The following is a 21561-nucleotide window of genomic DNA, read 5'->3' as shown; positions in this document are numbered from 1 at the left end:
TTACTATAACTTTGATGCTGGCATCCGGCTAGAGTTTCTTTGGCGGGCCCCGCCGTTCCACGAGTTCACGAGCCAAGGACCCCCACTCATGCAGGTCAACAAGAGGGCGCTCCGGGAAGACGGTTTCGCCGGCTTCAGGACCTTCGCGGACGTCGACATCAACCGCATCCCGCAGGCGCCCGGGATCTTCGCCGTCCTCCAGCCTGACGGATTCCAGGCTCAGTTCCTTGCCAAGAGCACCGCCGGGGTGTTCAAGAAAAAGGACCCCTCGCTCTCCGCCGAAAAGCTCGCTGCCGAATGGGTGGACGGCGCGGAGGTCCTCTACGTCGGAAAGGCCGGGCCCGGAAGCAAGGGCAACCGCGGCCTGCGCCGGCAGATCCAGGAATTCCTGGACTTTGGCATTGGTAAGCCTCCCGGACACTGGGACGGACGGCTCATCTGGCAACTCGCAAACACCAAGTCCCTGCTCATAGCCTGGAAAGAGTTGCCCGCCGGTGGGCTGAACCAGGCGGAGGCCGCGTATCACGCCGCCTTCCGTGAGGAATTCGGCCGCCTGCCGTTCGCCAATCTGGTCCAGGCCCGGGTGAAGGGATAAGCGTCAGGCCCCCGTAAGGGCCGTAAGTGTCCGTTCGCGCTCTTGGCGCACGACGGCGGGCGGTGAGTAAGGGCCGTAAGTGTCCGTTCGCGCTCTTGTCAGGATCCGGACGCAACCATCCCGCCGTCGTCGCCCGTCCGGTCGTCATGTGTCAAGCCGCCGTCCTACGTCAAGCCGCCGTCGTGTGTCAAGCCGCCGCCGTGCGTGAACCGGCCGGCAACGAGCGTTGCCGCTACCGGCATCGAGGAGAACACTTCGTCCGGGACGCCGAGCGGGTCGTCGTCCAGCACCGCGATGTCCGCAGGGTCGCCCACCCTGATCCGGTTGCGGCCGCGGGCAGACGCCGCCAGGGATTCCTCCCGCGTGATTGCCTGTTCCGGGTGCCACGGTGCCCGTCCGTCCCGGCTGGACCGGGTGGTCGCGGCCGACATCGCAACCCACGGATCCAGCGGCGCCACCGGAGCGTCCGAACCCAGCGCCAGGGTGGCCCCGGCGGCCAGCAGCGACCGCAGCGGAAAGGCCCGGTCGGTGCGGTCGCCCCAGTTGGCGTCGGCGGCATCGCGATCATCGAGGGCATGCGCCGGCTGGACGCTCGCGGTCAGGCCCAGCCGGCCAAAACGCGCGAAGTCATCCTGCCGCACAAACTGGGCATGTTCAATGCGTCCCCGGATTCCGGCAGCCTCGAAGGCGTTCAGCGCCACTTGGTTCGCGGCGTCACCGATCGCGTGGACCGCTGGAACGAAGCCGGCCTCCCTGGCCCGGACCAGCAGCCCCAGGAGTTCCGGTTCGCTGACGGTCAGCAGGCCCCGTCCGCCGTGCGGGTAGGGATCCACGCAGTAGGCGGTCCGCGTATTGAGGGAGCCGTCGATGAGGACCTTGAGCGGGCCCACGCGGAGCAGGCCGTTCCCGCCGGGAATGTCCTGCCCTGTCCGCATGGCCTCGAGCCGCGCGCGGTCCAGATGCTCGGGATAGACGCCAGCCTCCACCCGAAGGGACCCGAAGCCGCCATTGATACGCCGGAGCCACACGTCGCGGTTCCAGGTCATCTCGAAGTCCACGATCCCCACCACTCCGCGGGCGGCGGCCTTCCGGGCAGCATCGGCCACCCACGCGTCAACCACCGCATCCGGCAGCCGGCCCAGTTCACGGGTCAGGGCAAAGGCCGCGTCCTCCCGCAGCAGGCCGCCGGCGTCTACCTCCACGCCGTAGCGCCGTGCGGCGGCACTGTTCAGCCAGACGCAGTGGAGGTCATGGCTGATCAGCGCTGCAGGCACTCCCTGAGTCACGGCATCGAGCATCGCCAGGCTGGGAACGTCCGCCCAGACGGCGTCGCGGAAGCCGACGCCCACCAGCGTGGGTCCGGTGCCGCCGTCGTTCTCATCCTTGCGGCGATTGCCGCCCAGGCGGTCTTCCAAACTTGAACGGACGACGTCGACGGCGTTCCGCGCCGACGCGGCGTGCGACAGGTCGATCCGGTTGGCGGCCATGGCCCACTGGGTCATGTGCACATGCTCGTCCCACAGGCCCGGGATGACGCTCCGGCCACCGCAGTCAACGATCCGGGTACCAGTCATGCCGGCACCAGCGGGGCTCGCGTCGTCCGGCCGCTGCTCTGCGGCCGTAATCCGGGTAACAACCCCTTGGCTGATGTGAATGTCCGTACTTTCGGTCTCTCCGGGTTGCCGGACGGAGGCTAGGACGAGTTCAGGTGCGGCGGAGACAGGCATGCGGACAGGGTACTAGGAGTTCGCCTCAGCACGGCTCCTGATCCCGTGCAGCATCCGCCGGGACATGATGAAACTGACTACCTCCACCGCTTCGACCAGGCACCGGGCCCACCACTGCCGGTAGGCGTACCGCTCCCGCACAAGCAGTCGGGTGGTGCCGTCGGGCTGCGGCTGCAGGATAAATGCCCAGCTGAAATCGAACGGGCCGGTGGGTGAACCGGGCGGAACTCGCAGCACGAGCGATTTGCCGGGGTCCACCAGCCCTACTTCCAGGTCCGCGGAAGCTGCTGGTGCGAGGTGAAAGCGATCGCCGACTTTGATGTCCTGCCACTCCGGGTGGATGCGGTCAGCGCTGTGGATGTCCAGGCCGGCGAGGTTTTCCAGGAAGTCGTAGCTGTAGAATCCCCCGCGTCCCTGACCCATCTGCGCCAGCCAGGGCCACACGTCGTTGGCTGGAGCCTTGAAGGTGATCGCGCGCGTTGACTGCAGATCGGCGCCGGACAGGAAATCGTCGCCCGGCAGCCCGCCGTCGGCTTCGGCGGCGGTGGCACCCCACCGCAAGTGGAAGCGCCGGAACAGGAAGCCCGATGCCACCAGCCAGGCGAGCACTGCGGGCCTGGAAATACGCTTCACGTTTTGCGGCTTGGTCATCCGGTCATTCTCCAGTCGGCCGGTTCACCTGTCACGGGCCATAAGCCCCGTCTGGGTCATTACGCCCCGTTTACTCCGGGCGGCTCACGCCGGCCTGCCCCCGCGCCGTCCTTATAAGGGACTTTCGTCCCTTACCGTTGCTGGGCGGAGCGTCCATCCTTGATGTGGAGCGTCTCACGTCTGCGTTACTCGCGCACGCACCTTGGGGAGGGGAAATGCTTCGCCGATCAGCAACCGGTCTCGCTAAAAAATTGGGGAAGGGATGGCGCAGCGCGCCTCCCGGACATAGCAGGAGACCCGGCTTCATGAATCAGCACGCACGAACTGTCCTGGGTACCCGGCCCGCCGTCCACTCCCGTCATGGAGCCCCATCCACCACGCATTACGAACATTCAGAGCACCGGCTGAAGATTGTGGTCCGCATTGAAGCGGACCTGGAGGCGGCCAGTCTTGAAGTCCGCGGCGTGGTGACAGGGGCCAGTCTTCGTGCGCTGTATGTGGTGGCGCGGCGAACAACGTCGCTGCTGCATGGCAAGGAGCTCACCATCGATCTTTCCCGTGCACGGGTTACCGACACGGTCCTCGAACAACTCCATGAATGTGCACGCCTGTCCCGGCTGGCCACGGGAGTGGACAGCTCGGTAGTGCCGTGCCGCGTGAAAATCGTGGATCCCGGCTTCATCCACAGAGTGAAGGAGTACGCATGAAAGCGCTCGTATACGGAGGCCCCGGTGAAAAGTCGTGGACCGACGTTCCGGATCCCACGATCCAGAACCCCAGCGACGTCATCGTCAAGGTGGACACCACCACCATCTGTGGAACGGACCTGCACATTCTCAAAGGGGACGTGCCGGCGGTGCAGAAAGGCCGGATCCTGGGCCACGAAGGCGTGGGAACCATCACCGAGGTGGGTCCTTCGGTCACGAGCCTGAAGGTGGGGGACCGGGTCATCATCTCCTGCATCAAGTCCTGCGGCCACTGTGCCAACTGCAAGACCGGCCTCTACTCGCACTGCATGGGCGAGGAAGGGGCGGCCGGTATCGGCTGGGTCTTCGGACACCTGATCGACGGTACGCAGGCCGAATACGTGCGCGTGCCGTACGCGGAGAACTCGCTGCACCTCCTCCCTGAAGGGGTCAGCGACGACCAGGCTGTGATGCTCTCCGACATCCTTCCCACAGGCTTTGAAATCGGCGTGCAGTACGGGCGGGTCAAGCCGGGGGACACCGTGGCTGTTGTGGGCGCGGGTCCGGTCGGGTTGGCAGCTATCGCCACCGCCGGGCTGTACGGCGCGGCAACCATCATCGCAATCGACCTTGACGCCAACCGGCTGGAAAAGTCCCGCGAGTTCGGCGCCACCAACGTCGTCCTCTCCGGCGACGCCGACTGGAAGGAACAGGTGTTGGCGTTCACGGACGGGCAGGGCGTGGACGTGGCCATTGAAGCGGTGGGCATCCCGGCGACCTTCACCATGTGCACGGACATCGTCCGTCCCGGCGGCAACGTGGCCAACGTGGGCGTTCACGGCAAGTCCGTGGAACTGCATGTGGAGAACCTCTGGATCCAGAACATCAACATCAGCATGGGCCTGGTCAACGCCAACACCACGCCGATGCTCCTGAAGCTGGTGGCCCAGAAGAAGGTGCCGGCGGAGAAATTCGCCACCCACCACTTCACGTTCGACCAGTTCATGGACGCCTACGACACTTTCGCCCGCGCCGCGGAAACCAAGGCACTCAAAGTGGTGATCACGGCGTGAAAGCCCTGGTGGTCTACGACTCCGCCTACGGAAACACCAGGCAGGTGGCCGAAGCCATCGTGGCCGCCCTCGGGCCTCTGCAGGCCCAGGCTGTTTCCGTGACGGACTTCCAGGCCACCGCGCTCGCAGAAGGCGACCTGTTCGTCGTCGGAAGTCCCATCAACGGCTGGCGGCCGACGCCGAAGATCACCGAGTTGCTGTCCGGCCTCGGCGACGGCCGGCTCGCGGGCGTCAAAGCGGCAGCCTTCGACACCCGTGTCCGGCTGTTTATCCACGGCGATGCGGCCAAGAAGATGACCGAATCGCTCAAAGCCGGTGGCGCGGAGATCATCTCCAAGCCGATGCCCTTTTACGTCAAAGGCAGCGAGGGCCCGCTCCGCAGCGGGGAACTCGACAAAGCGGCCGCATGGGCCGCGGACCTGCTCAAAAGAGTGGGTTGATAGCCGCCGGGGGGCCAGGCAAGAGGCAAGAAAGGACTGCGGCCATGAAACCAGGCCGGATAGTCATGCTGGTGCTCGGGACCCTCGCCGCCCTGATGGGGCTTGGGCTGCTGACCGGTGCCGGCTTCGTCGGATGGGTCAACTTCCAGCAGCGCGACAACGGATATTTGACCACGCCCACCGAGCGCTACGATGTGGCCACGCGGGCCATCACCTCGCCCGGCCTGGTCGTCCTGGTGGACGAGGAACTGCCGGACGTCCTGCCGGTGGACAGCGCCGGCCGCCTGCTGTTGCGGGGAACGGCGGCATCCGGCAAACAGATCTTTATCGGCATCGGACCCCAGGAAGACGTGGCCCGGTACCTCGACAACGTCCGGCATTCCGAGATCACCAAATTGGATTCCTACCCGTTCCGCGTCGAGTACCGTGAGGTCCCCGGCAACGCCGAACCCGCAGCCCCCGGGGCGCAGCCATTCTGGTCCACCTCGGCCCAGGGAACCGGGACCCAGCAGGTTGAGTGGGACCTCCGCAGCGGCCGCTGGTCAGTGGTGGTCATGAACGCCGACGGCGCCGCTCCTGTTTCCGTTGACCTGCAGGCCGGCGTTCGGTCCGATCTGTTGTGGCCGGTCTTCATCGGGCTGCTGATCGGCGGCATTGCGCTGCTGGCCGTGGGCGTGCCGCTCATTGTTGCCGGCGCCGCAGGACTCGGCAGGCACGGGCCGCCGCCGCATTACCCGGCCGCCGATCACATGGAACCGGCGGGCGTGCCCGGAGGCCCGGAATCCCGAGCTCCGGGGGCCGCAACGCCGTACCCAACAGGCCCATCCGCCGCAGCACCGTACCCCGCTGCGCCGTATCCCACGGCGGCTGCAGCGATCCCGCCCGCAGGAGGCCGCACCCCGCTGCCCACCGACCCGCAGCCCTCGGATACCTCCAGATACCCCGTGCGGCTGAACGGGTACCTCGACCCTGGGCTCTCCCGCGGAATGTGGCTGATCAAGTGGTTCCTGGCGATCCCGCACTACATCGTGCTGTTCTTCCTGTGGTTCGCATTCTTCGTGACCACCATCGTGGCCGGCTTCGCCATCCTGTTCACAGGCCGCTACCCGCGCTCGCTGTTCAACTTCAACGTGGGCGTCCTGCGGTGGAACTGGCGGGTGGCCTTCTACGCCTACGCAGCCATAGGAACGGACCGCTACCCGCCCTTCACGCTGGCGCGGACCGACTACCCGGCGGATTTCGACGTCGAGTACCCCGAGCATCTGTCCCGGGGCCTGGTGCTGATCAAATGGTGGCTGTTGGCCCTTCCGCAGCTCCTGATTGTCTCCGCATTCTCCGGCGCCGCAAGCACCTGGGGCAGCCGGCGCACGTGGGTGGATGGCCGATGGGTGGACGGCACCTGGGTTGATGGAACCTGGGTGGGATACCAGGGCGGCGGCGGGATCTCGCTGATCGGGCTGCTGGTGATCGTGGCAGGCTTTAGCCTGCTGTTCACGGGCCGCTTCGGCCGGAGGCTCTTTGACTTGCTGATCGGCCTGAACCGCTGGACGCACCGCGTTATTGCCTACGTGGCGTTGATGCGTGACGAATACCCGCCGTTCCGCCTCGACATGGGCCCGATGGATCCGGCCGAAGCTCCGCCGGCCGGCTATCTGCCGCCGCCGGTCCCCGCCTCGCCAACGGAGCCTCCGCCTACCGAGCCTCCGGGCGCACCCCGCCAACCCTAGGAGTGCGCCAGCCCTAGGGGCCGGTGGCCACCGCCACCAGGTTTCCGTCCGGGTCCTGCACCATGGTCCGAATCTGCTCCCGGGCAGCCGGGCTGTCAAGGCACCGGGAACGCGATGCCCTTGCCACCTGCGGCCCACAGGCAGATAGTGGGATGAATCGTCCACTTCCGGGCAGGAGGCCCGCAATGCCGCTGGAAAACGCTACCGGGCCAACCGGTCTCCTGCGGGGCCGGACCGCCCTCGTCTACGGCGCCGGCGGTCCCATCGGAGGCGCTGTCGCCCGGGCCTTCGCGGCGGAAGGTGCGGACGTCTTCCTGGCCGGCCGGACCGAATCCCGTCTCCTCAAAGTAGCCCGGGACATCCGTGAGGCGGGCGGCAGCGCGGACGTCGCCGTCGTCGACGCCCTGGACGAAAGCCAAGTGAACGCCTTCGTGGACCAGGCCGCAAAGAAGACCAGGCGCATCGACATTTCCTTCAACCTGATTTCCTACGGGGACGTCCAGCAGCCGCTGATGGAGATCTCCGCGGACGACTTCAGCCAGCCCATCACTGCAGCTACCCGGACGCACTTCCTCACCACCCGGGCCGCGGCGCGGCACATGGTCAGGCAGCGTTCCGGCGTCGTGTTGATGTTCGGCGGCTCCGGCCCGCAGACCCTGCACGGGCTGGGCGGGTTCAAGATCGCGCTGGACGCCATGGAGGGGCAGCGCCGGCAGTGGGCGCTGGAACTCGGCAAGAACGGCATCCGCGTGGTCACGATGGTGACGGGCGGGATCGTGGAAACCATTCCCTGGCAAGCGGAGGGCCGTGAAGAGATCGTGGAGGAAATCACCCGGACCGCGCACCTGAACCGGACGGCGACGCTGGAGGACGTGGGCAACGTGGCGGTGTTTATCGCCTCGGACCGGGCGGGTGCCATCACCGATGCCACCGTGAACATTTCCTGCGGCGCGATCGTGGACTACTGAGGCTTTGCCCCGCCGGCCCGTTCGCGGTCCGCCATCATGGACGCCAGGAAGATTCCCACGAACGGCCGGCTGCCCATCCGTTGCGCAGGACGTCAGCTGCCCGGGCGCAGCAACGGCGCCTAGGCCACCAGGTTGTCCGCGGCGGTGTCCATGTGTTCGCGGATGGTCTTGCGGGCCAGGGAGGCATCCCCGGTTTCAATGGCTGCCACGATGTCGTGATGCCGGTCCACGCTCATGTTCGAAACGCCCTTTTCCAGCCCGGCGAACATGATGGACATCCTGATGGAGCCTTCGAGTGATTCCCAGGAGTGGAGCAGTGTCTCGTTGCCGGTGAGACGGCACAGAGTGCGGTGAAATTCCAGGTCCGATTCGATCCGCTCCTCGAGAGTGCCCTTGGTGGCTGCATCCATCGCGCCGATGGCCGCGCGCAGCGAGCCGATGACGTGCTGGCGGTCCGGAAGTTCACACAGGGTGCGGGCAGCCAGTGATTCCAGCGCGGCACGCACGGAGTAGATGTCCCGGATCTCCTTGGCATCGAGGTGCCGGACGGACAGCCGTCCCCGCGGGCCTGCTGACAGCAGCCCCTCCTGTTCCAGCTGCCGCAGCGCTTCCCGGAGCGTGCCGCGGCTGATCTGGAGCATGTCCGAGAGTTCGGTTTCCACCAGGTGACGTCCGGGTTCCAGTTCACCGCTGGTGATGGCGGTGCGCAGGGCGGAAAGGGCCTGCTCGCGGAGGCTCCGCTTTTGCAGTCCCAGCAGGGGTGCTGTTGCTCCGGCCATCGTGGTCCGTCCTCAATGTCAGTGGTCGACTGTTTACAGTCCGTGTGTTAACTGTTGATGTTACGGCAGAAGCGCGGAACCGTCTCGTGTCCGGTCCGCGCTTCTGCCGTTCACGGGTTCTGCCGCTCGTGCGCCGGGTTGGGTCGCTAGCCCAGTTCGGCGAGGACCTTGGCCACGATCCGCTGGACGGACAGGCCGTAGCGTTCGTGCAGGGTGGGCAGGGCGCCCGCGTCGAGGAACTCGTCCGGCAATGCCACGGGAACCACGCGCTTGCCGAGTCCCGCGGTGACGACGGCGGACGCAACCGTTTCAAACAGGCCTCCGATCACGCTGTGGTTTTCCAGCGTCACTGCGAGGCGGTCGGTATTGATTTCGGCGAGGACGGTCGCGGCGTCGAACGGCTTGATGGTGGGGGTATGGACGACGGCGACGTCCACGTTGTGTTCGGCCAGTGCCTTGGCGGCCTGCAGCGCCCGCATGGTCATGAGCCCGCTGGAGATGAAGACGACGTCGTTCCCGCCGCGCAGGACCTTCGCCTTGCCGAGTTCGAAGGTGTAGCCGTATTCGTCCAGCACCGTGGGCACGTTGCCGCGCAGCAGCCGCAGGTAGGTGGGGCCCTCGCTGGCGGCGAGCTGGGGGACGGCCTGTTCGATGTCGATCGAGTCGCAGGGGTCCACGATGGTCAGGTTGGGCATGCCGCGGAAGATCGCCATGTCCTCGGTAGCCTGGTGGCTGGGACCGTACCCGGTGGTGAGGCCGGGCAGCCCGCCGACGATGTTCACGTTCAGGTTCGGTTCGGCGCTGTCCAGGCAGAGGAAGTCGTAGGCCCGTCGTGCAGCAAAGACGGAGTAGGTGGACGCGAACGGCACCAGGCCGGTCTCGGCCAGGCCTGCGGCCGCACCGAAGAGCAGCTGCTCGGCCATGCCCATCTGGAAGAAGCGCTCCGGGAAGGCCTGCGCGAAGATGTGCATGTCCGTGTATTTGCCCAGGTCCGCGGTGAGGCCCACGATCCTGTCGTTCTCCTGCGCGGCCTTCACCAGGGCGTGCCCGAACGGTGCGGAGGCTGTCTTCTGGCCGGGATCGGCGAAGGACGCGATCATGGCTGAGGTCTTCAGCTTGGGGGCGGTGCCTTTTGTTGCTGTGGAGGTGCTCATGCTGAAGCGGTCCCTTCGTATCCTGCGGTGAGTTGTTCGCGGCATTGCTGCCATTCGTGTTCCTCGATGCGCATGAAGTGTGCCTTCTCGCGCTCTTCCAGCAGCGGCACTCCGCGGCCCACTTTCGTGTCGCACAGGATCACGGAAGGACGTCCGACGGCGGCGGCCTGGACGGCTGCGTTGTCGAAGGCTTTCAGGAGTTCGGCCATGTTGTTGCCGTCCACCCGCTGGGTGTACCAGCCGAAGGATTCCCACTTTTCGGTCACCGGTTCGGTGCGGAGCACGGTGTCCGTTTTGCCGTCAGCCTGCAGGGCGTTGATGTCCACCATGGCGGTGAGGTTGCCCAGCTGGTGGTGGTGCGCGCCCATGGCGGCCTCCCAGGTGGAGCCCTCGTCCAGTTCGCCGTCGGAGAGGAAGTTGTACACCCTCGCCGTGGAGCCCTGGTACCTCAGTCCCAGTGCCATGCCGACGGCGATGGTGAGGCCGTGGCCCAGGGAACCGCCGGAGATTTCCATGCCCGGGGTGTAGGTGGACATTCCGGACATCGGCAGCCGGGAGTCGTCGGAGCCGTACGTCTCGAGTTCTTCCACCGGAACAATCCCGGCCTCGGCCAGGGCGGCGTAGTGGCCGATCGCGTAGTGCCCGGTGGAGAGCAGGAACCTGTCGCGGCCTTCCCATTCGGGGTCGGCGGCCCGGAAGCGGAGCTGGTCCGCGTAGACGGCGGCCAGCATGTCCGCGGCGCCGAGGGCCTGGCCGACGTAGCCCTGACCCTGGACCTCGCCCATGTTCAGGGCGTGGTGGCGGATCCGGTAGGCCGCGGCTGAAACATTGTGGACGCGTTCTGTGGTGGTGGCCATGGTTTCCTGTGTGGCGGTCATGCGGGCTTCTTCCGTGGCGGTCATCAGGCGTTCACTGCCTGGGGGGTGCTTTTGGTGGCCTCATCTGCCAGCTGCCGTTCGCGCTTGCCCCAGGTTTCCCGGGTCACGAGGGCGGCCCAGAGACCGATGGCGGCGTAGAAGCTGAAGAGAAGGGCGGGGCCCATCCAGCCAAGGGCAACGAACAGCAGGGTGGTGACGAAAGGCGTGAATCCGGAGACCATGGCGGAGATCTGGTAGGCCAGTGAGGCTCCGGAGGAGCGCGTCTTGGCCTGGAACAGTTCGGGGAACCACGGACCCTGGGCGCCGGCCAGGGAGTTCTGGCAGACCGCGTAGGAAATGACGATGGTGGCGATGATGAAGATGAACATTCCGGTGTTGACCAGCAGGAACATGGGGATGCCGAACAGGAGTGCGAAGGCAGTGGACCAGATGTACAGGGGCCGGCGGCCGATCCTGTCAGTGAGCCGTGCCCAGGCCATGGTGGCAAAGATGCCAATGGCGGAGGCGATGCAGAGGGCAACGAGCGTCTGGGTCTTATCCGCCAGGTGCTGGGTGTGCAGGTAGGAAATCATGTAGGTGATGGATACGGCGTAGCCGGCGGTTTCGGCGATGCGGAGGCCGATGCCGCGGACGATGCTGCGCCAGTCCGTCTTGATGACCTCGATGATCGGCGACTTGACGATGGAGCCGCTCTCCTTGACCTCGTCGAAGACGGGGGATTCCGGGACCTTGGAGCGGATGATCAGGCCGACGGCGACGAGCACGATGCTGGCAAGGAACGGAACGCGCCAGGCGAGTTCGCCGCCCAGGTTCACGCTGACCAGGAAGACGAGGTTGGCCAGGAGCAGGCCCACGGGGAAGCCGGCCTGCACGATGCCCGTGTACTTGCCCTTGGATTTCCAGGGTGCGTGTTCGTAGCTCATCAGGATGGCGCCGCCCCATTCAGCGCCGAAGGCGAGGCCCTGGACAATGCGGACAAAGACCAGCAGTGCGGGCGCCAGCAGGCCGACCTGCTCGTAGGTGGGCAGGAGGCCGATGAGGAACGTGGCCACGCCCATGAGGATCAGGGACGCCACCAGGACGGGCTTGCGGCCCACCTTGTCGCCGAGGTGGCCGCCGATGACGCCGCCGATGGGGCGGGCTGCGAAGCCGACGCCCAGAGTGGCGAAGGCTGCCAGCGTTCCGGTGACCGGGTCGCCGGTGGGGAAGAATGCCGTCCCGAAGTACAGCGCGGCGGCGGTGCCGAAGCCGATGAAGTCATAAGTCTCGATGACGGCGCCGACGCCGGATCCGATGGCGACGCGCTTCGCGTCCTTGGTGCCATGCACATGGCCGCGCATTTTCAGAGCTTCGTTGCTCATTGCTGAATCCCTTTCGAAGAGCGGGGAACGCTTCCGCACCGCCGCTGTCGACTGTTAACAAATGATATGCCAGTGTGACCCCGGTCATGCTTCAATGTCAACAGTCAATGTTGGAGGTTGACTGTTGACAATGAAACGGCCTACAGTGATACACATCACCCCCGCTCATCCAGAGGATCAACGACGATGTTCAATTCCCGCCTCGGCTGCTCGTCCATCAGCTTCCGCCATCAGGACCTGCGCACCGCCCTGCGGACCATCAGCTCCTTGGGCTTCGACGAAATCGACCTTGGTGCGCTTCCCGGCGTGTGCGACCACGTCCCGTATGAACTGGACGGGGACGCCGTCGAGGCAGTTACCGCTGACGTTCTGGCCTCAGGGCTGCGGGTCCGCTCGGTCAACGGGGATATCGGGGACCTCAATGCAGTGCTCGACGCCCTCCAGCAGGCTGCGCGCGAACGGCACCTGGAAGCCCTGCTCACGCTCACGGCCAACACCGGTGCCAAGGCGCTAGTCCTTCCGTGCGGCGCCCTGGGCCACGACCCCGTCCGGAGCGTGGACGAAGATCTGGACACGATCGCCGCCTCGCTCATCCATGCCGGGCAGCGCGCCGCCGAATTCGGCGTCGAACTCTGGACCGAATCCCTGCACTTCCTGAGGTTCTGCTGGAACCTGGAGCGCGCGGAACTGCTGGCGCAGCGGCTGGCAGGTTCCGGCGTCGGAATTGTCATGGACTTCAGCCACATCGTTGCGGCCGGCGAGGACCCGCTCGAATACCTTGACCGGCACGACGGCCGAATTGCCCACGTCCACCTCCGCGATGCCGTGCCGGGAAACATCAACCTCAGCATCGGCAACGGCCAGGCGGACTTCGCCGCCGGGCTGCGCGCGCTTGCCGGCCGCGGCTATGCCGGCCACTTTTCGCTCGAACTGGAAACCCGGGATGTCACGCACGACGAACGCCCCGCCGCCGCTGCCAAAGCGGCCAGCTTCATCACCGACCTCATCTGACCCGTCGATTGCTCCGTAACGGCCCTTTTGACCGCTCAAAACGGCGCTTATGGAGCAACCGATCCCATCACCAGGCACAACACACCAACTAAGGAGCATCATGACTACCACCATCCAGCGCACCGCCGTCCTCACCGGGGCCACCTCGGACCGCGGCATCGGCATCACCACCGCACGCCGCTACGCCAGCCAGGGCTGGGGAGTGGTGATCCTGGACCTCGACGGCGAGAAGTCCGCCAAGGTCGCCGCCGACATCGGCAACGAATTCAACGTCCCGGCATACGGCCACGAGATTGACGTCGCCAATGAGGGCTCCGTCAACGCCGCCTACGCCGCCGTCAAGGCAGAAGTGAGCGCCGGCAATCTTCCCCCGGTTGGCGCCCTGGCCAACATCGCCGGCATCACTTCCCCGGTGCCGTTCCTTGAAACCACCCTGGACCTCTGGCACAAAGTCATGGACGTGAACGCCACCGGCACCTACCTCGTCACCAAGGCGTTCCTGCCGGACATGATCGAGGCCGGCTGGGGCCGGATCGTCAACATGTCCTCCGTTTCCGCGCAGCGCGGCGGCGGTGTTTTCGGCAAGGTCCCCTACTCCGCCGCCAAGGCCGCCATCCTCGGCTTCACCAAGGCCCTGGCCCGTGAAATCGGCGCCACCGGGGTGACCGTCAACGCCATCACCCCGGGCGCAGTGGACACCAACATCCGCGTGGGCAGCACCGAGGAACAGGAAGCCGCCATCAACGCCGGCATCCCGCTGGGCCGGAACGCCACCACCGAGGAAATCGCCGCCGTCATCACCTTCCTGTCCTCCGAGGAATCGGCCTACCTGACCGGAACCACCATCGACATCAACGGCGGAAGCCACATCCACTAGCAGCCGTCCCGCCAAAGGTAGAGAGCCCGCCATGACCAGAATTTTCAACGATCCCTCCGACTTTGCAGAGGAAGCCCTCGCCGGGTTCTGCGACGTCCACGCCGACCTGGTCCGCCAGGTAACCGGCGGGGCCGTGCGCCGGCGCCGCCCCGCCAAGCCCAAAGTGGCTGTCCTCGCGGGCGGCGGGTCGGGCCACTACCCGGCCTTCGCCGGTCTGATCGGCACCGGACTGGCCGACGGCGCCGTGGTGGGCAACATCTTCACCTCGCCTTCCGCGCAGCAGGCCTATGCCGTGGCCAAGGCCGCGGAGTCCGGCGCCGGAGTGGTGTTCACCTACGGCAATTACGCCGGGGATGTGCTGAATTTCGGCATGGCGAGCGAGCGGCTCGCTTCGGAGGGGATCCAGGTGGAAAATGTCCTGGTGACGGATGACGTTGCCAGCGCCCCGCCGTCGGAATCGGAGAAACGCCGCGGCATCGCGGGCGACTTCACCGTCTTCAAGATCATGGGTGCGGCGGCCGAAGCCGGCGCGGACCTGGCCGACGTCGTGCGCCTTGGCCGCAAAGCCAACAGCCTGACCCGCACCATCGGCAGCGCCTTCCACGGCTGCACCTTCCCGGGCGCCGAAACCCCGCTGTTCACCCTCAAGGACCGGCAGATGGGCCTGGGCCTGGGCATCCACGGCGAGCCCGGCCTGTTCGACACCGAGCTGCCGCCCGCCAAGGAGCTGGGCCAGGAATTCGTCTCCCGGTTGCTGGCCGAGACCCCGCACGGCGCTGGCGACCGCATCGCCGTCATCCTCAACGGCCTCGGTGCCACCAAGCATGAGGAACTCTTTGTCCTCTGGCTCACCATTGCCCCGCTGCTCCGCGCCGCGGGCTACACGCTGGTGATGCCGGAAGTGGGCGAGCTGGTCACCAGCCTGGACATGTCCGGCGTCTCCCTCACCATCACCTGGCTGGACGACGAACTTGAGCCGCTCTGGACCGCGCCAGCCGAAACACCGGCTTACCGCAGGGGTAACGCGGCCCTCCAGTCCGGTGATGCCTCGGCAGAGGAAGAGTCCGACGGCGCCGCCGCACCCGATGCTTTCGACGCAACCGAAGAGTCGCGCGGCTACGCGGCAAACTGCCTCGCAGCCCTCGCTGCCGCCCGGGACTCCCTGCACGGCGCCGAAGCGCGCCTCGGGGACATGGATGCCGTGGCCGGCGATGGAGACCACGGCCGCGGCATGGTCCGCGGCATCGACGCGGCCACGGCCGCGGCGGCGGATGCCGCTGCCCGCGGCGCCGGCGCGGGAGCCGTCCTGGCCGCCGCCGGGGATGCGTGGGCGGATAAAGCCGGCGGAACCTCCGGCGTGCTGTGGGGTGCCGGGCTGAGGTCCTTCGGCGAAACACTCGGCAACCAGCTGTCTCCCGGACCTTCGGAATTAGCCGCTGCCGTCAGTGCGTTCGCTGCCAGGATCACCGGCCTCGGCAAGGCGGAAATCGGGGACAAGACCATGGTGGACTCCCTGCTGCCCTTCGCAGAGACGTTCAGCCGGCTGCTGGCTGACGGCAGCCAGAATGGCGGGCAGCCTGCTGCAACGGCGTGGGCCGAAGCGGCCGCCGTGTCCACCGCGGCGGCGGAGGCCACCGCTTCGCTGCGTCCGCTCAAGGGCCGCGCCCGGCCGCTCGCCGAAAAGAGCATAGGCACCGCGGACCCCGGGGCCACGTCCCTGGCCATGATCTTCACCGTCATGGGCCCGCACCTTACCGGCCTCGCCGCGCCGGCTGCAGCCGAAACGGCAGGACCGGCAGCCCGCCAGCCCGCAGGAACACCGTCATGACACATCCCGCAACTGCAGGGGAAGGACAGGCCGTGGGCATACGACTCATCCTGGGCGCCGACGAAGCCGGCGTGGACTACAAGGACAGGATCGCGGCGGACCTGCGCAACGATCCCCGGGTCAGCGAAATCATCGATATCGGCGTCAACCGCAGCGATGCCCCCGAGCAGTTCACCACGCCGTACCCGTACGTGGGGATCGCGGCAGGGGAGATGATCAAGGAAGGCCGCGCGGACCGGGCCATCCTGTTCTGCGGGACCGGAATCGGCGTGGCCATCGCCGCGAACAAGGTGGACGGGATCAGGGCAGCCACGGCCCACGACTCGTTCTCGGTGGAGCGCTCGGTGCTCTCCAACGACTGCCAGGTGCTCACCATGGGCCAGCGTGTGGTGGGCCTGGAACTCGCCCGCAGGCTGGCCCGGGAATGGCTCGGCTACACCTTCGACCCCTCGTCCGCCTCGGCGTCCAAAGTGAAGGTGCTGACGGATTTCGAAGGCTGCTGACCCCGCTGTCCGGGGACCGGGCAGCGGCGGCTACTCGACGCTCACCTTGACGCGCTGCACCACGTTGTTCCCCATGCCCTGGTAGTTCCAGGCCTGCTCCAGCGGCTGAGTTAGCCCGGTGGCGTCGGTGGCCCGGCAGGCGAGCTCATGCTCGCCCCGGTCCGCCACCCACGGCAACGTCCATTCGCACCACGCAAACGGCCCGGCCGGGTGCCCGAGATGCGCGGGCACCCACTTCCCGTCGATCCCCACCTCCACGCGGACCACGGAGCCTTGGCCGGACCAGGCCCTGCCCTGGAGCATCACCGGTCCCGGGGACAGGACCCTGCTGCGGGTGTAGAAGTCCGGGATGCCCGGCGGAATCATCAGCGAACGGACCCTGATCCGCGAAACCGGAGTGCCGGCGTCGTCCGCGTCCTGCTGGTAGCGGTAGGACACCGCCTGCTGGAATCCCTCGAAGGGGTGGGTCACCACCTGAATGGACTCCAGCCACTTCACGCTGGCCATGCCGTACCAGCCCGGGACCACGAGCCGCAGCGGGTAGCCGTGCTGCGGCGGCAGCTCGCGGCCGTTCATCTCGTACGCCAGGACGACGTCGGGGCGCATCGCTTCCTTGATCGGCAGGCTTCGCGCATACTTCTGCCGGACTCCGCCCTGGATGCCGGCGTCGGCGCCGGTGAAGACGACTTCGACGGCGTCGTCGTCAACTCCGGCCTGGGCCAGCAGGAACGCGAGCGGAACCCCTGTCCACTCGGCGGTGCCCACGCCCTCGAGCCGCCACGGCTGGCTCATCGGCCGCGGATGCAGGAGCGAGCGTCCGTTACCGGCGCACTCCAGCGTGACCGGGATGCTGATGGCGGGGTCCCGGCGGAGGGCGCGCAGGCTGATCTCGACGGCGCGCTGCACGGCACCGCCGATCCGAAGGTGCCAGGCGTCCGCGTCGATGAACGGGATGTCGAAATGGGTCAGGACGTAGTGCAGGCCCGGCGGGGTGGTGTCTTCCCGCAGGGCCTCCAGCGGCATCGAATGGTTCCGGACCGCCAGCTGCAGTTCCTCTGCGGTGAGCGGGCCGTGCGTAGGTTCTCCTGCATGCGCCGTGGGCTTAACGGACTGACGGCGCCGGGAAATCTGCTTCGTCATGGCACTGTTCTTCTTCGGGTGGGGCCGCTTCTTCGGGTCGGGCGGATTCCGCGTGGCCGGCGGTGCCCGTGTTCACAGGTCTACGCCGCCGCCGCCGGTCCGTCAAGCAGGACTCCTAGAGGTGATGCGCCTCTTTGAGGAAGTCCGTGAGTCCCTGGGGTTCCCTGCCCGTGAGGCCGCGAACGTCCGACGTCGGGCCGGCCAGTTCGCCGTTGGCGATGGCCGTGTACGTGCTCACCCAGGCGTCGAGCTGCCAGGCCGGGGCGCCGTAGGATGCCCGGGAAGCATAGGCTTCCTCCACGGTTTCATTGAGGAAAGTGATGGTCCGTCCGGTGCCTGCAGTGAGGAGCTCCGCGGCCCGCTGCAGGGAAATGTCCTCGGGGCCGGTCAGGCTGTAGGTCTGGCCCACGTGTACCGCCGGATCACCCAGCACCGCGATGGCGCACCGGGCGACGTCCCCGCGGGTGACGGCCGCCATCACACCGCCGTCCGCCGGGCCACGGATGACACCGTCTTCGCCGGCGAGAAGGGGCAGGAAGTCGAGGTAGAAGTTGTCCCGCAGGAACGTGTAGTTCATCCCCGAGGCCTTGATCCGTTCCTCAGTGGCGTAGTGGTCCCGGCCCAGCGTGAACGTGCAGTCGGCGGAAGCCCCGAAAAAGGACGTGTAGACGATGTGCTCCACGCCGGCCCCGGCAGCAGCATCCACGAACGCGAAATGCGTCTGGAGCCTGTCCTCGGCCTCGGACGCGGACACCATAAAGAGGGTCTTCACTCCCGCAAGCGAGGACGTCGCCAGCTCCGGGTCCGCATACGTGGACACCACCGGAACCGCGCCCGGAAGGTCAGGCGCCCGGGCGGCGTCGCGCACCAGCAGCCGCTGCGGCAGCCCGGCGTCGGCGAGGATCCTGGCGACGAGTCCGCCGAGCTGGCCGGTGGAACCGGTGACGGCGAGGGCGGGCAGGGCTTCGGTCGTCGGCCTGGCCGTCCCCCGGTCCGCGCTGCTTTCCCCGGCAGCCACGGCTAGGCCTCCCGGGACGCAGGCGACTTGGTCTGGGCGGGGTCGCGTTCGGCCAGGGCTCCGATAACGTCATCGATCTTGTCCATGATGGCCTGGTCCAGCTTCACGCCGGCGGCCGCCACGTTGCCGGCAATCTGCTCCGGACGGGACGCGCCCATGATGGCGGAGGCAACGTTCTTGTTCTGCAGCACCCACGCGATGCTCAGCTGGGCCATGGTGAGCCCGGCTTCGGCTGCGATCGGCTTGAGGTGCTGGACGCCGGTGAGCACTTCGTCGGACATCCAGCGTTCGATCATCCTGGCGCCGCCCTTGGTGTCCGTGGCGCGGCTTCCCTCCGGGGCCGGCTTCCCCGGCCGGTACTTACCGCTCAGCACACCCTGGGCGATGGGGGACCAGACAATCTGGGAGAGGCCAAGCTCTTCGGACGTCGGGACCACTTCGGCTTCGATGACCCGCCACAGCATGGAGTACTGCGGCTGGTTGGAGATCAGCTGGAATCCCAGGTCCTTTGACAGGGCGTGCCCGTCCCGGATCTGGTCCGCCGTCCATTCGCTGACGCCGATGTACAGTGCCTTGCCCTGCCGGACAATGTCCGCAAACGCCTGCATGGTCTCTTCCAGCGGCGTCTCATAGTCGTAGCGGTGCGCCTGGTACAGGTCCACGTAGTCGGTCTGGAGGCGCGTCAGGGAACCGTTGATGGATTCCATGATGTGCTTTCGGGAGAGCCCCACATCGTTGTGGCCCTTGGGCCCCGTGGGGCCGAACACCTTGGTAAAGATCTCCAGGGACTCGCGGCGCTCGTCCTTCAACGCTTCGCCCAGCACTTTCTCCGCCGCCGTGTTGGCGTAGACGTCAGCGGTGTCGAAGGTACTGATTCCCGCGTCCAGCGCCGCCCGCACGCACTGGGTGGCCACTTCGTTCTCCACCTGGGAGCCGTGCGTGAGCCAGTTGCCGAAGGTGATTTCGGAGATCTTGAAGCCGCTGTTACCGAGGTATCTGAATTCCATGGTGTTTACCGTAGTCCACTTGGTTGCTCAGGGTAAGGGCTTTCCGCAACGGACCTGCGGTTTACCGCCGGCGCAGTTCCGCATATTCCAGGGAGGGGACCACGGCGCCGGCGTCGCGCTCCACGAAGTTGGTGCCGGGCGGCACCAGATCATCAATCGCGTCCAGCACGGCTTCGTCAAGTACCGTGTCAGCGGCTTTCAGGTACGCGCGCAGATGTTCCTCGCTCCGCGGGCCAACGATCACGCTGCTGACGGCAGGATGGTTCAGGGCGAATCCGACCGCGAGGTCCACCAGGGGCAGTTCCAGCTTGTCGGCCAGGCGGGCCAGGGAATCTGCGGCGAGCAGCTTGCGCTCGCTTGCGGGGCCGGAAATGTCGTACCGGCCGGGAAGGGAGTGGACCCGTGTGGGCGGTTTCCCGGCGTCCAGGACAAAACTCCCGGACAGCCAGCCGCCGGCCAGCGGACCGTAAGCCAGCACACCCAGGCCGTACTGCTGGGCGATCGGGAGGACATCGCGTTCGGTGCCGCGGACCAGCATCGAATAGGGGACCTGGTTGGCCACCGGCGGAATGAGGTGGTTGGTGGTGGCCAGCCACTGGGCCTCCACGAGCTGCGCCGGGGTGAACACGGAGGTTCCGTAGTAGAGGATCTTGCCCTGCCGGATGAGGTCGTTCAGCGCCGTGATGGTTTCCAGGACATCCGTGTTGTAGTCCGGACGGTGCGCCTGGTAGAGGTCGATCCGGTCCGTCTGGAGGCGGCGGAGGCTGCCCTCCACTGCCTGCATGATCCAGCGCCTTGAGTTGCCCGAGTGGGCGGGGTTGGCACTCATCTGGCCGTGGAATTTGGTGGCGATGAAGACGTCGTCCCGGCGGCCCTTGAGGGCGCGGCCCACTACTTGCTCGCTCTGGCCCTGCGAATAGACGTCCGCGGTGTCCACCGCGGTGATGCCGGCATCCAGCGCGGCGTTGATGATGCGGATGCTTTCTTCGGCGCCGGTGGGCGCATAGCCCTGGGCGGTGCCGCCGGCGCCAACAGGGTCCGCCGGTGCGCCCTCGCCGAAGTTCATGGTGCCCAAGGTGAGCGGGCTGATCAGGGTCCCGCTGCGCCCGAACACCCGTAACTGGTTGAGGCTCATTCCCGGTTTCCTCACGTCTGACTCCCACGGCTGATTGCTGTGGATCGTCACGAGGCTACACAAAATCGGCCCGGCGGAGGGCTCCGGCGAAGCACTTCTTAGTCTTGCGTCGTCCGGAGTAACGCAGCGGGCGTCAATGACGAATTGTGAATCAGCCGGCGCGGCGGTGCTCAGCCGGCAGGGTGCCCTTCAAGGCGCCCGGATGGCCGGCCAGGGAAACCAGGGAACCGGTGTCCAGCATGGCCATCGACCCCGGTCCCGGGGGTTTCTCGAAGGAGCGCGGTATGGGCCGGACGGTGGCGTGCTGGTCCGTGGCGGATTCCACCAGCGGCGCTACCTCCCTGACCTCTTCCACCGGGGCGTCCGGGCTGGGGAGATCGCGCACGGTGACCTTCACCTCGGGCGCAGCTGCGGCCTTGGCCCGGGCTGCGGCGCGGGCGTCTGCCCGGGCCACCGCGGCTGCCCAGTCTTCGGCCAGGGCGGGAGTCTCGCGGCGGCTGGTGCTGCCTGTGCGCGGCTGCTTTTCCGACGAGCTTCGCAGCTTCGGTTGTGGGCGAGGCGCCGGGGAAGGACGAGGCGAGCCGGCGGGACGAGTCACCGTGGCGGGACGGGTCACCGTGGCGGGACGCCGGCCGAACAAGGCCATGACTGTGACGGCGACCAGCCGGCCCAGCCCTGCAAGCAGCAGTGTGGCTACGAAAACCAGGAAGAGGCCGATGAACATGACGAACGCCACACCGAGCGTGCCAAAAAAGGTCAGGTTCAGGGCAATGGTGGTGGGATCTTCCATTTACCTCTCCTTACGGCCTGCAGCGCCTGTGTGCCGGCTGTAACCACCCGGCGATAAGCACCCCTTAACAATACGGACTTTTGCTGGGCAACACGCCCGCAGTGGGGTCCGCTCGGGGGTTGTGTCGAAGCTGTTATCGGATATGACAACGCAGTTTCCGGCAGGTCGCGGCATATAGTCGGAGACAGCCACCTGGCGCCCTCCAGCCATCCA

21 protein-coding genes are annotated in these 21561 nt (G+C 66.8%); 10 read left to right on the top strand and 11 right to left on the bottom strand.

Annotated elements, in window-relative coordinates:
• The first annotated feature begins 88 nt into the window (after nucleotides 1-88).
• Nucleotides 89-595 carry a hypothetical protein gene (locus tag AC07YR_RS20180; protein WP_494735040.1) on the top strand — a complete coding sequence of 169 codons (507 nt, stop codon included), beginning with the start codon at nucleotides 89-91 and terminating at the stop codon, nucleotides 593-595.
• A gap of 164 nt (nucleotides 596-759) precedes the next feature.
• Here the strand turns inward: AC07YR_RS20180 and AC07YR_RS20175 are convergent, their stop codons facing one another.
• Nucleotides 760-2322: an amidohydrolase gene (locus AC07YR_RS20175; protein ID WP_494735039.1), complete on the bottom strand. Its 1563-nt coding sequence runs from the start codon at nucleotides 2320-2322 to the stop codon at nucleotides 760-762.
• A gap of 12 nt (nucleotides 2323-2334) precedes the next feature.
• The gene (locus AC07YR_RS20170; protein ID WP_494735038.1) at nucleotides 2335-2973 is read right to left on the bottom strand and encodes an SRPBCC family protein; all 639 of its coding nucleotides are present in this window, start codon (nucleotides 2971-2973) and stop codon (nucleotides 2335-2337) included.
• 305 nt (nucleotides 2974-3278) lie between these two features.
• Here AC07YR_RS20170 and AC07YR_RS20165 point away from each other — a divergent pair, with 305 nt between their 5' ends.
• From AC07YR_RS20165 to AC07YR_RS20145, 5 genes are all read left to right on the top strand, one after another.
• Complete coding sequence (locus AC07YR_RS20165) at nucleotides 3279-3680, top strand: hypothetical protein (RefSeq protein ID WP_156037192.1); 402 nt, start codon at nucleotides 3279-3281, stop codon at nucleotides 3678-3680.
• Nucleotides 3677-4732 carry a zinc-dependent alcohol dehydrogenase family protein gene (locus AC07YR_RS20160; RefSeq protein WP_436059089.1) on the top strand — a complete coding sequence of 352 codons (1056 nt, stop codon included), beginning with the start codon at nucleotides 3677-3679 and terminating at the stop codon, nucleotides 4730-4732. Before AC07YR_RS20165 ends, AC07YR_RS20160 begins: the two co-directional genes overlap by 4 nt.
• Nucleotides 4729-5172, top strand: a complete 444-nt coding sequence (locus AC07YR_RS20155) for a flavodoxin family protein (protein WP_436059088.1) — start codon at nucleotides 4729-4731, stop codon at nucleotides 5170-5172. Before AC07YR_RS20160 ends, AC07YR_RS20155 begins: the two co-directional genes overlap by 4 nt.
• A 44-nt stretch (nucleotides 5173-5216) precedes the next feature.
• The gene (locus tag AC07YR_RS20150; RefSeq protein WP_494735037.1) at nucleotides 5217-6899 is read left to right on the top strand and encodes a DUF4389 domain-containing protein; all 1683 of its coding nucleotides are present in this window, start codon (nucleotides 5217-5219) and stop codon (nucleotides 6897-6899) included.
• A 185-nt stretch (nucleotides 6900-7084) separates the two neighbouring features.
• Nucleotides 7085-7867 (top strand): SDR family NAD(P)-dependent oxidoreductase, encoded by a 783-nt coding sequence (locus AC07YR_RS20145; protein ID WP_494735036.1) that lies wholly within the window; start codon nucleotides 7085-7087, stop codon nucleotides 7865-7867.
• A 119-nt stretch (nucleotides 7868-7986) separates the two neighbouring features.
• On the opposite strand, the gene AC07YR_RS20140 is transcribed toward AC07YR_RS20145, so the two are convergent.
• The 4 genes from AC07YR_RS20140 to AC07YR_RS20125 form a co-directional block, all read right to left on the bottom strand.
• A complete protein-coding gene (locus tag AC07YR_RS20140; protein ID WP_028272403.1) occupies nucleotides 7987-8646 on the bottom strand; it encodes a GntR family transcriptional regulator in 660 nt (219 codons plus the stop codon).
• Between the two features lie 146 nt (nucleotides 8647-8792).
• Nucleotides 8793-9800 carry a transketolase family protein gene (locus tag AC07YR_RS20135; protein WP_494735035.1) on the bottom strand — a complete coding sequence of 336 codons (1008 nt, stop codon included), beginning with the start codon at nucleotides 9798-9800 and terminating at the stop codon, nucleotides 8793-8795.
• On the bottom strand, nucleotides 9797-10678 hold the full coding sequence (locus tag AC07YR_RS20130) for a transketolase (protein WP_494735034.1): 882 nt from the start codon (nucleotides 10676-10678) through the stop codon (nucleotides 9797-9799). Before AC07YR_RS20130 ends, AC07YR_RS20135 begins: the two co-directional genes overlap by 4 nt.
• A 23-nt stretch (nucleotides 10679-10701) precedes the next feature.
• On the bottom strand, nucleotides 10702-12039 hold the full coding sequence (locus AC07YR_RS20125) for an MFS transporter (RefSeq protein ID WP_055800494.1): 1338 nt from the start codon (nucleotides 12037-12039) through the stop codon (nucleotides 10702-10704).
• Nucleotides 12040-12225: 186 nt separating this feature from the next.
• Here AC07YR_RS20125 and AC07YR_RS20120 point away from each other — a divergent pair, with 186 nt between their 5' ends.
• The 4 genes from AC07YR_RS20120 (at nucleotide 12226) to AC07YR_RS20105 (ending at nucleotide 16258) form a co-directional block, all read left to right on the top strand.
• On the top strand, nucleotides 12226-13050 hold the full coding sequence (locus AC07YR_RS20120; protein WP_494735033.1) for a sugar phosphate isomerase/epimerase family protein: 825 nt from the start codon (nucleotides 12226-12228) through the stop codon (nucleotides 13048-13050).
• 100 nt (nucleotides 13051-13150) lie between these two features.
• Nucleotides 13151-13927: an SDR family NAD(P)-dependent oxidoreductase gene (locus AC07YR_RS20115; protein WP_494735032.1), complete on the top strand. Its 777-nt coding sequence runs from the start codon at nucleotides 13151-13153 to the stop codon at nucleotides 13925-13927.
• A gap of 31 nt (nucleotides 13928-13958) precedes the next feature.
• Nucleotides 13959-15755, top strand: a complete 1797-nt coding sequence (locus tag AC07YR_RS20110) for a dihydroxyacetone kinase family protein (RefSeq protein WP_494735031.1) — start codon at nucleotides 13959-13961, stop codon at nucleotides 15753-15755.
• Nucleotides 15752-16258 carry a ribose-5-phosphate isomerase gene (locus AC07YR_RS20105; protein WP_494735030.1) on the top strand — a complete coding sequence of 169 codons (507 nt, stop codon included), beginning with the start codon at nucleotides 15752-15754 and terminating at the stop codon, nucleotides 16256-16258. Before AC07YR_RS20110 ends, AC07YR_RS20105 begins: the two co-directional genes overlap by 4 nt.
• A 30-nt stretch (nucleotides 16259-16288) precedes the next feature.
• Here AC07YR_RS20105 and AC07YR_RS20100 read toward each other — a convergent pair whose 3' ends face one another.
• From AC07YR_RS20100 to AC07YR_RS20080, 5 genes are all read right to left on the bottom strand, one after another.
• Nucleotides 16289-17398, bottom strand: coding sequence for a sulfite oxidase (locus tag AC07YR_RS20100; protein ID WP_494735029.1), 1110 nt, complete (start codon nucleotides 17396-17398; stop codon nucleotides 16289-16291).
• Between the two features lie 115 nt (nucleotides 17399-17513).
• The gene (locus AC07YR_RS20095) at nucleotides 17514-18416 is read right to left on the bottom strand and encodes an SDR family oxidoreductase (protein ID WP_494735028.1); all 903 of its coding nucleotides are present in this window, start codon (nucleotides 18414-18416) and stop codon (nucleotides 17514-17516) included.
• A 2-nt stretch (nucleotides 18417-18418) separates the two neighbouring features.
• Nucleotides 18419-19423 carry an aldo/keto reductase family protein gene (locus tag AC07YR_RS20090; RefSeq protein WP_494735027.1) on the bottom strand — a complete coding sequence of 335 codons (1005 nt, stop codon included), beginning with the start codon at nucleotides 19421-19423 and terminating at the stop codon, nucleotides 18419-18421.
• Nucleotides 19424-19484: 61 nt separating this feature from the next.
• A complete protein-coding gene (locus AC07YR_RS20085; RefSeq protein ID WP_494735026.1) occupies nucleotides 19485-20558 on the bottom strand; it encodes an aldo/keto reductase in 1074 nt (357 codons plus the stop codon).
• Nucleotides 20559-20709: 151 nt separating this feature from the next.
• Nucleotides 20710-21348: a hypothetical protein gene (locus tag AC07YR_RS20080; RefSeq protein ID WP_494735025.1), complete on the bottom strand. Its 639-nt coding sequence runs from the start codon at nucleotides 21346-21348 to the stop codon at nucleotides 20710-20712.
• Nucleotides 21349-21561 lie beyond the last annotated feature (213 nt).

Source organism: Arthrobacter sp. GW460-12-1-14-TSB2, assembly GCF_059423525.1.
This window is presented reverse-complemented; position numbering and strand designations above follow the sequence as displayed.

Coding starts and splice junctions, on each gene's coding strand:
- AC07YR_RS20090 (WP_494735027.1), bottom strand. CDS start 19,423: ATGGAATTCAGATACCTCGGTAACAGCGGCTTCAAGATCTCCGAAATC.
- AC07YR_RS20165 (WP_156037192.1), top strand. CDS start 3,279: ATGAATCAGCACGCACGAACTGTCCTGGGTACCCGGCCCGCCGTCCAC.
- AC07YR_RS20145 (WP_494735036.1), top strand. CDS start 7,085: ATGCCGCTGGAAAACGCTACCGGGCCAACCGGTCTCCTGCGGGGCCGG.
- AC07YR_RS20170 (WP_494735038.1), bottom strand. CDS start 2,973: ATGACCAAGCCGCAAAACGTGAAGCGTATTTCCAGGCCCGCAGTGCTC.
- AC07YR_RS20135 (WP_494735035.1), bottom strand. CDS start 9,800: ATGAGCACCTCCACAGCAACAAAAGGCACCGCCCCCAAGCTGAAGACC.
- AC07YR_RS20175 (WP_494735039.1), bottom strand. CDS start 2,322: ATGCCTGTCTCCGCCGCACCTGAACTCGTCCTAGCCTCCGTCCGGCAA.
- AC07YR_RS20120 (WP_494735033.1), top strand. CDS start 12,226: ATGTTCAATTCCCGCCTCGGCTGCTCGTCCATCAGCTTCCGCCATCAG.
- AC07YR_RS20140 (WP_028272403.1), bottom strand. CDS start 8,646: ATGGCCGGAGCAACAGCACCCCTGCTGGGACTGCAAAAGCGGAGCCTC.
- AC07YR_RS20080 (WP_494735025.1), bottom strand. CDS start 21,348: ATGGAAGATCCCACCACCATTGCCCTGAACCTGACCTTTTTTGGCACG.
- AC07YR_RS20130 (WP_494735034.1), bottom strand. CDS start 10,678: ATGACCGCCACACAGGAAACCATGGCCACCACCACAGAACGCGTCCAC.
- AC07YR_RS20180 (WP_494735040.1), top strand. CDS start 89: ATGCAGGTCAACAAGAGGGCGCTCCGGGAAGACGGTTTCGCCGGCTTC.
- AC07YR_RS20160 (WP_436059089.1), top strand. CDS start 3,677: ATGAAAGCGCTCGTATACGGAGGCCCCGGTGAAAAGTCGTGGACCGAC.
- AC07YR_RS20105 (WP_494735030.1), top strand. CDS start 15,752: ATGACACATCCCGCAACTGCAGGGGAAGGACAGGCCGTGGGCATACGA.
- AC07YR_RS20150 (WP_494735037.1), top strand. CDS start 5,217: ATGAAACCAGGCCGGATAGTCATGCTGGTGCTCGGGACCCTCGCCGCC.
- AC07YR_RS20125 (WP_055800494.1), bottom strand. CDS start 12,039: ATGAGCAACGAAGCTCTGAAAATGCGCGGCCATGTGCATGGCACCAAG.
- AC07YR_RS20100 (WP_494735029.1), bottom strand. CDS start 17,398: ATGACGAAGCAGATTTCCCGGCGCCGTCAGTCCGTTAAGCCCACGGCG.
- AC07YR_RS20085 (WP_494735026.1), bottom strand. CDS start 20,558: ATGAGCCTCAACCAGTTACGGGTGTTCGGGCGCAGCGGGACCCTGATC.
- AC07YR_RS20110 (WP_494735031.1), top strand. CDS start 13,959: ATGACCAGAATTTTCAACGATCCCTCCGACTTTGCAGAGGAAGCCCTC.
- AC07YR_RS20115 (WP_494735032.1), top strand. CDS start 13,151: ATGACTACCACCATCCAGCGCACCGCCGTCCTCACCGGGGCCACCTCG.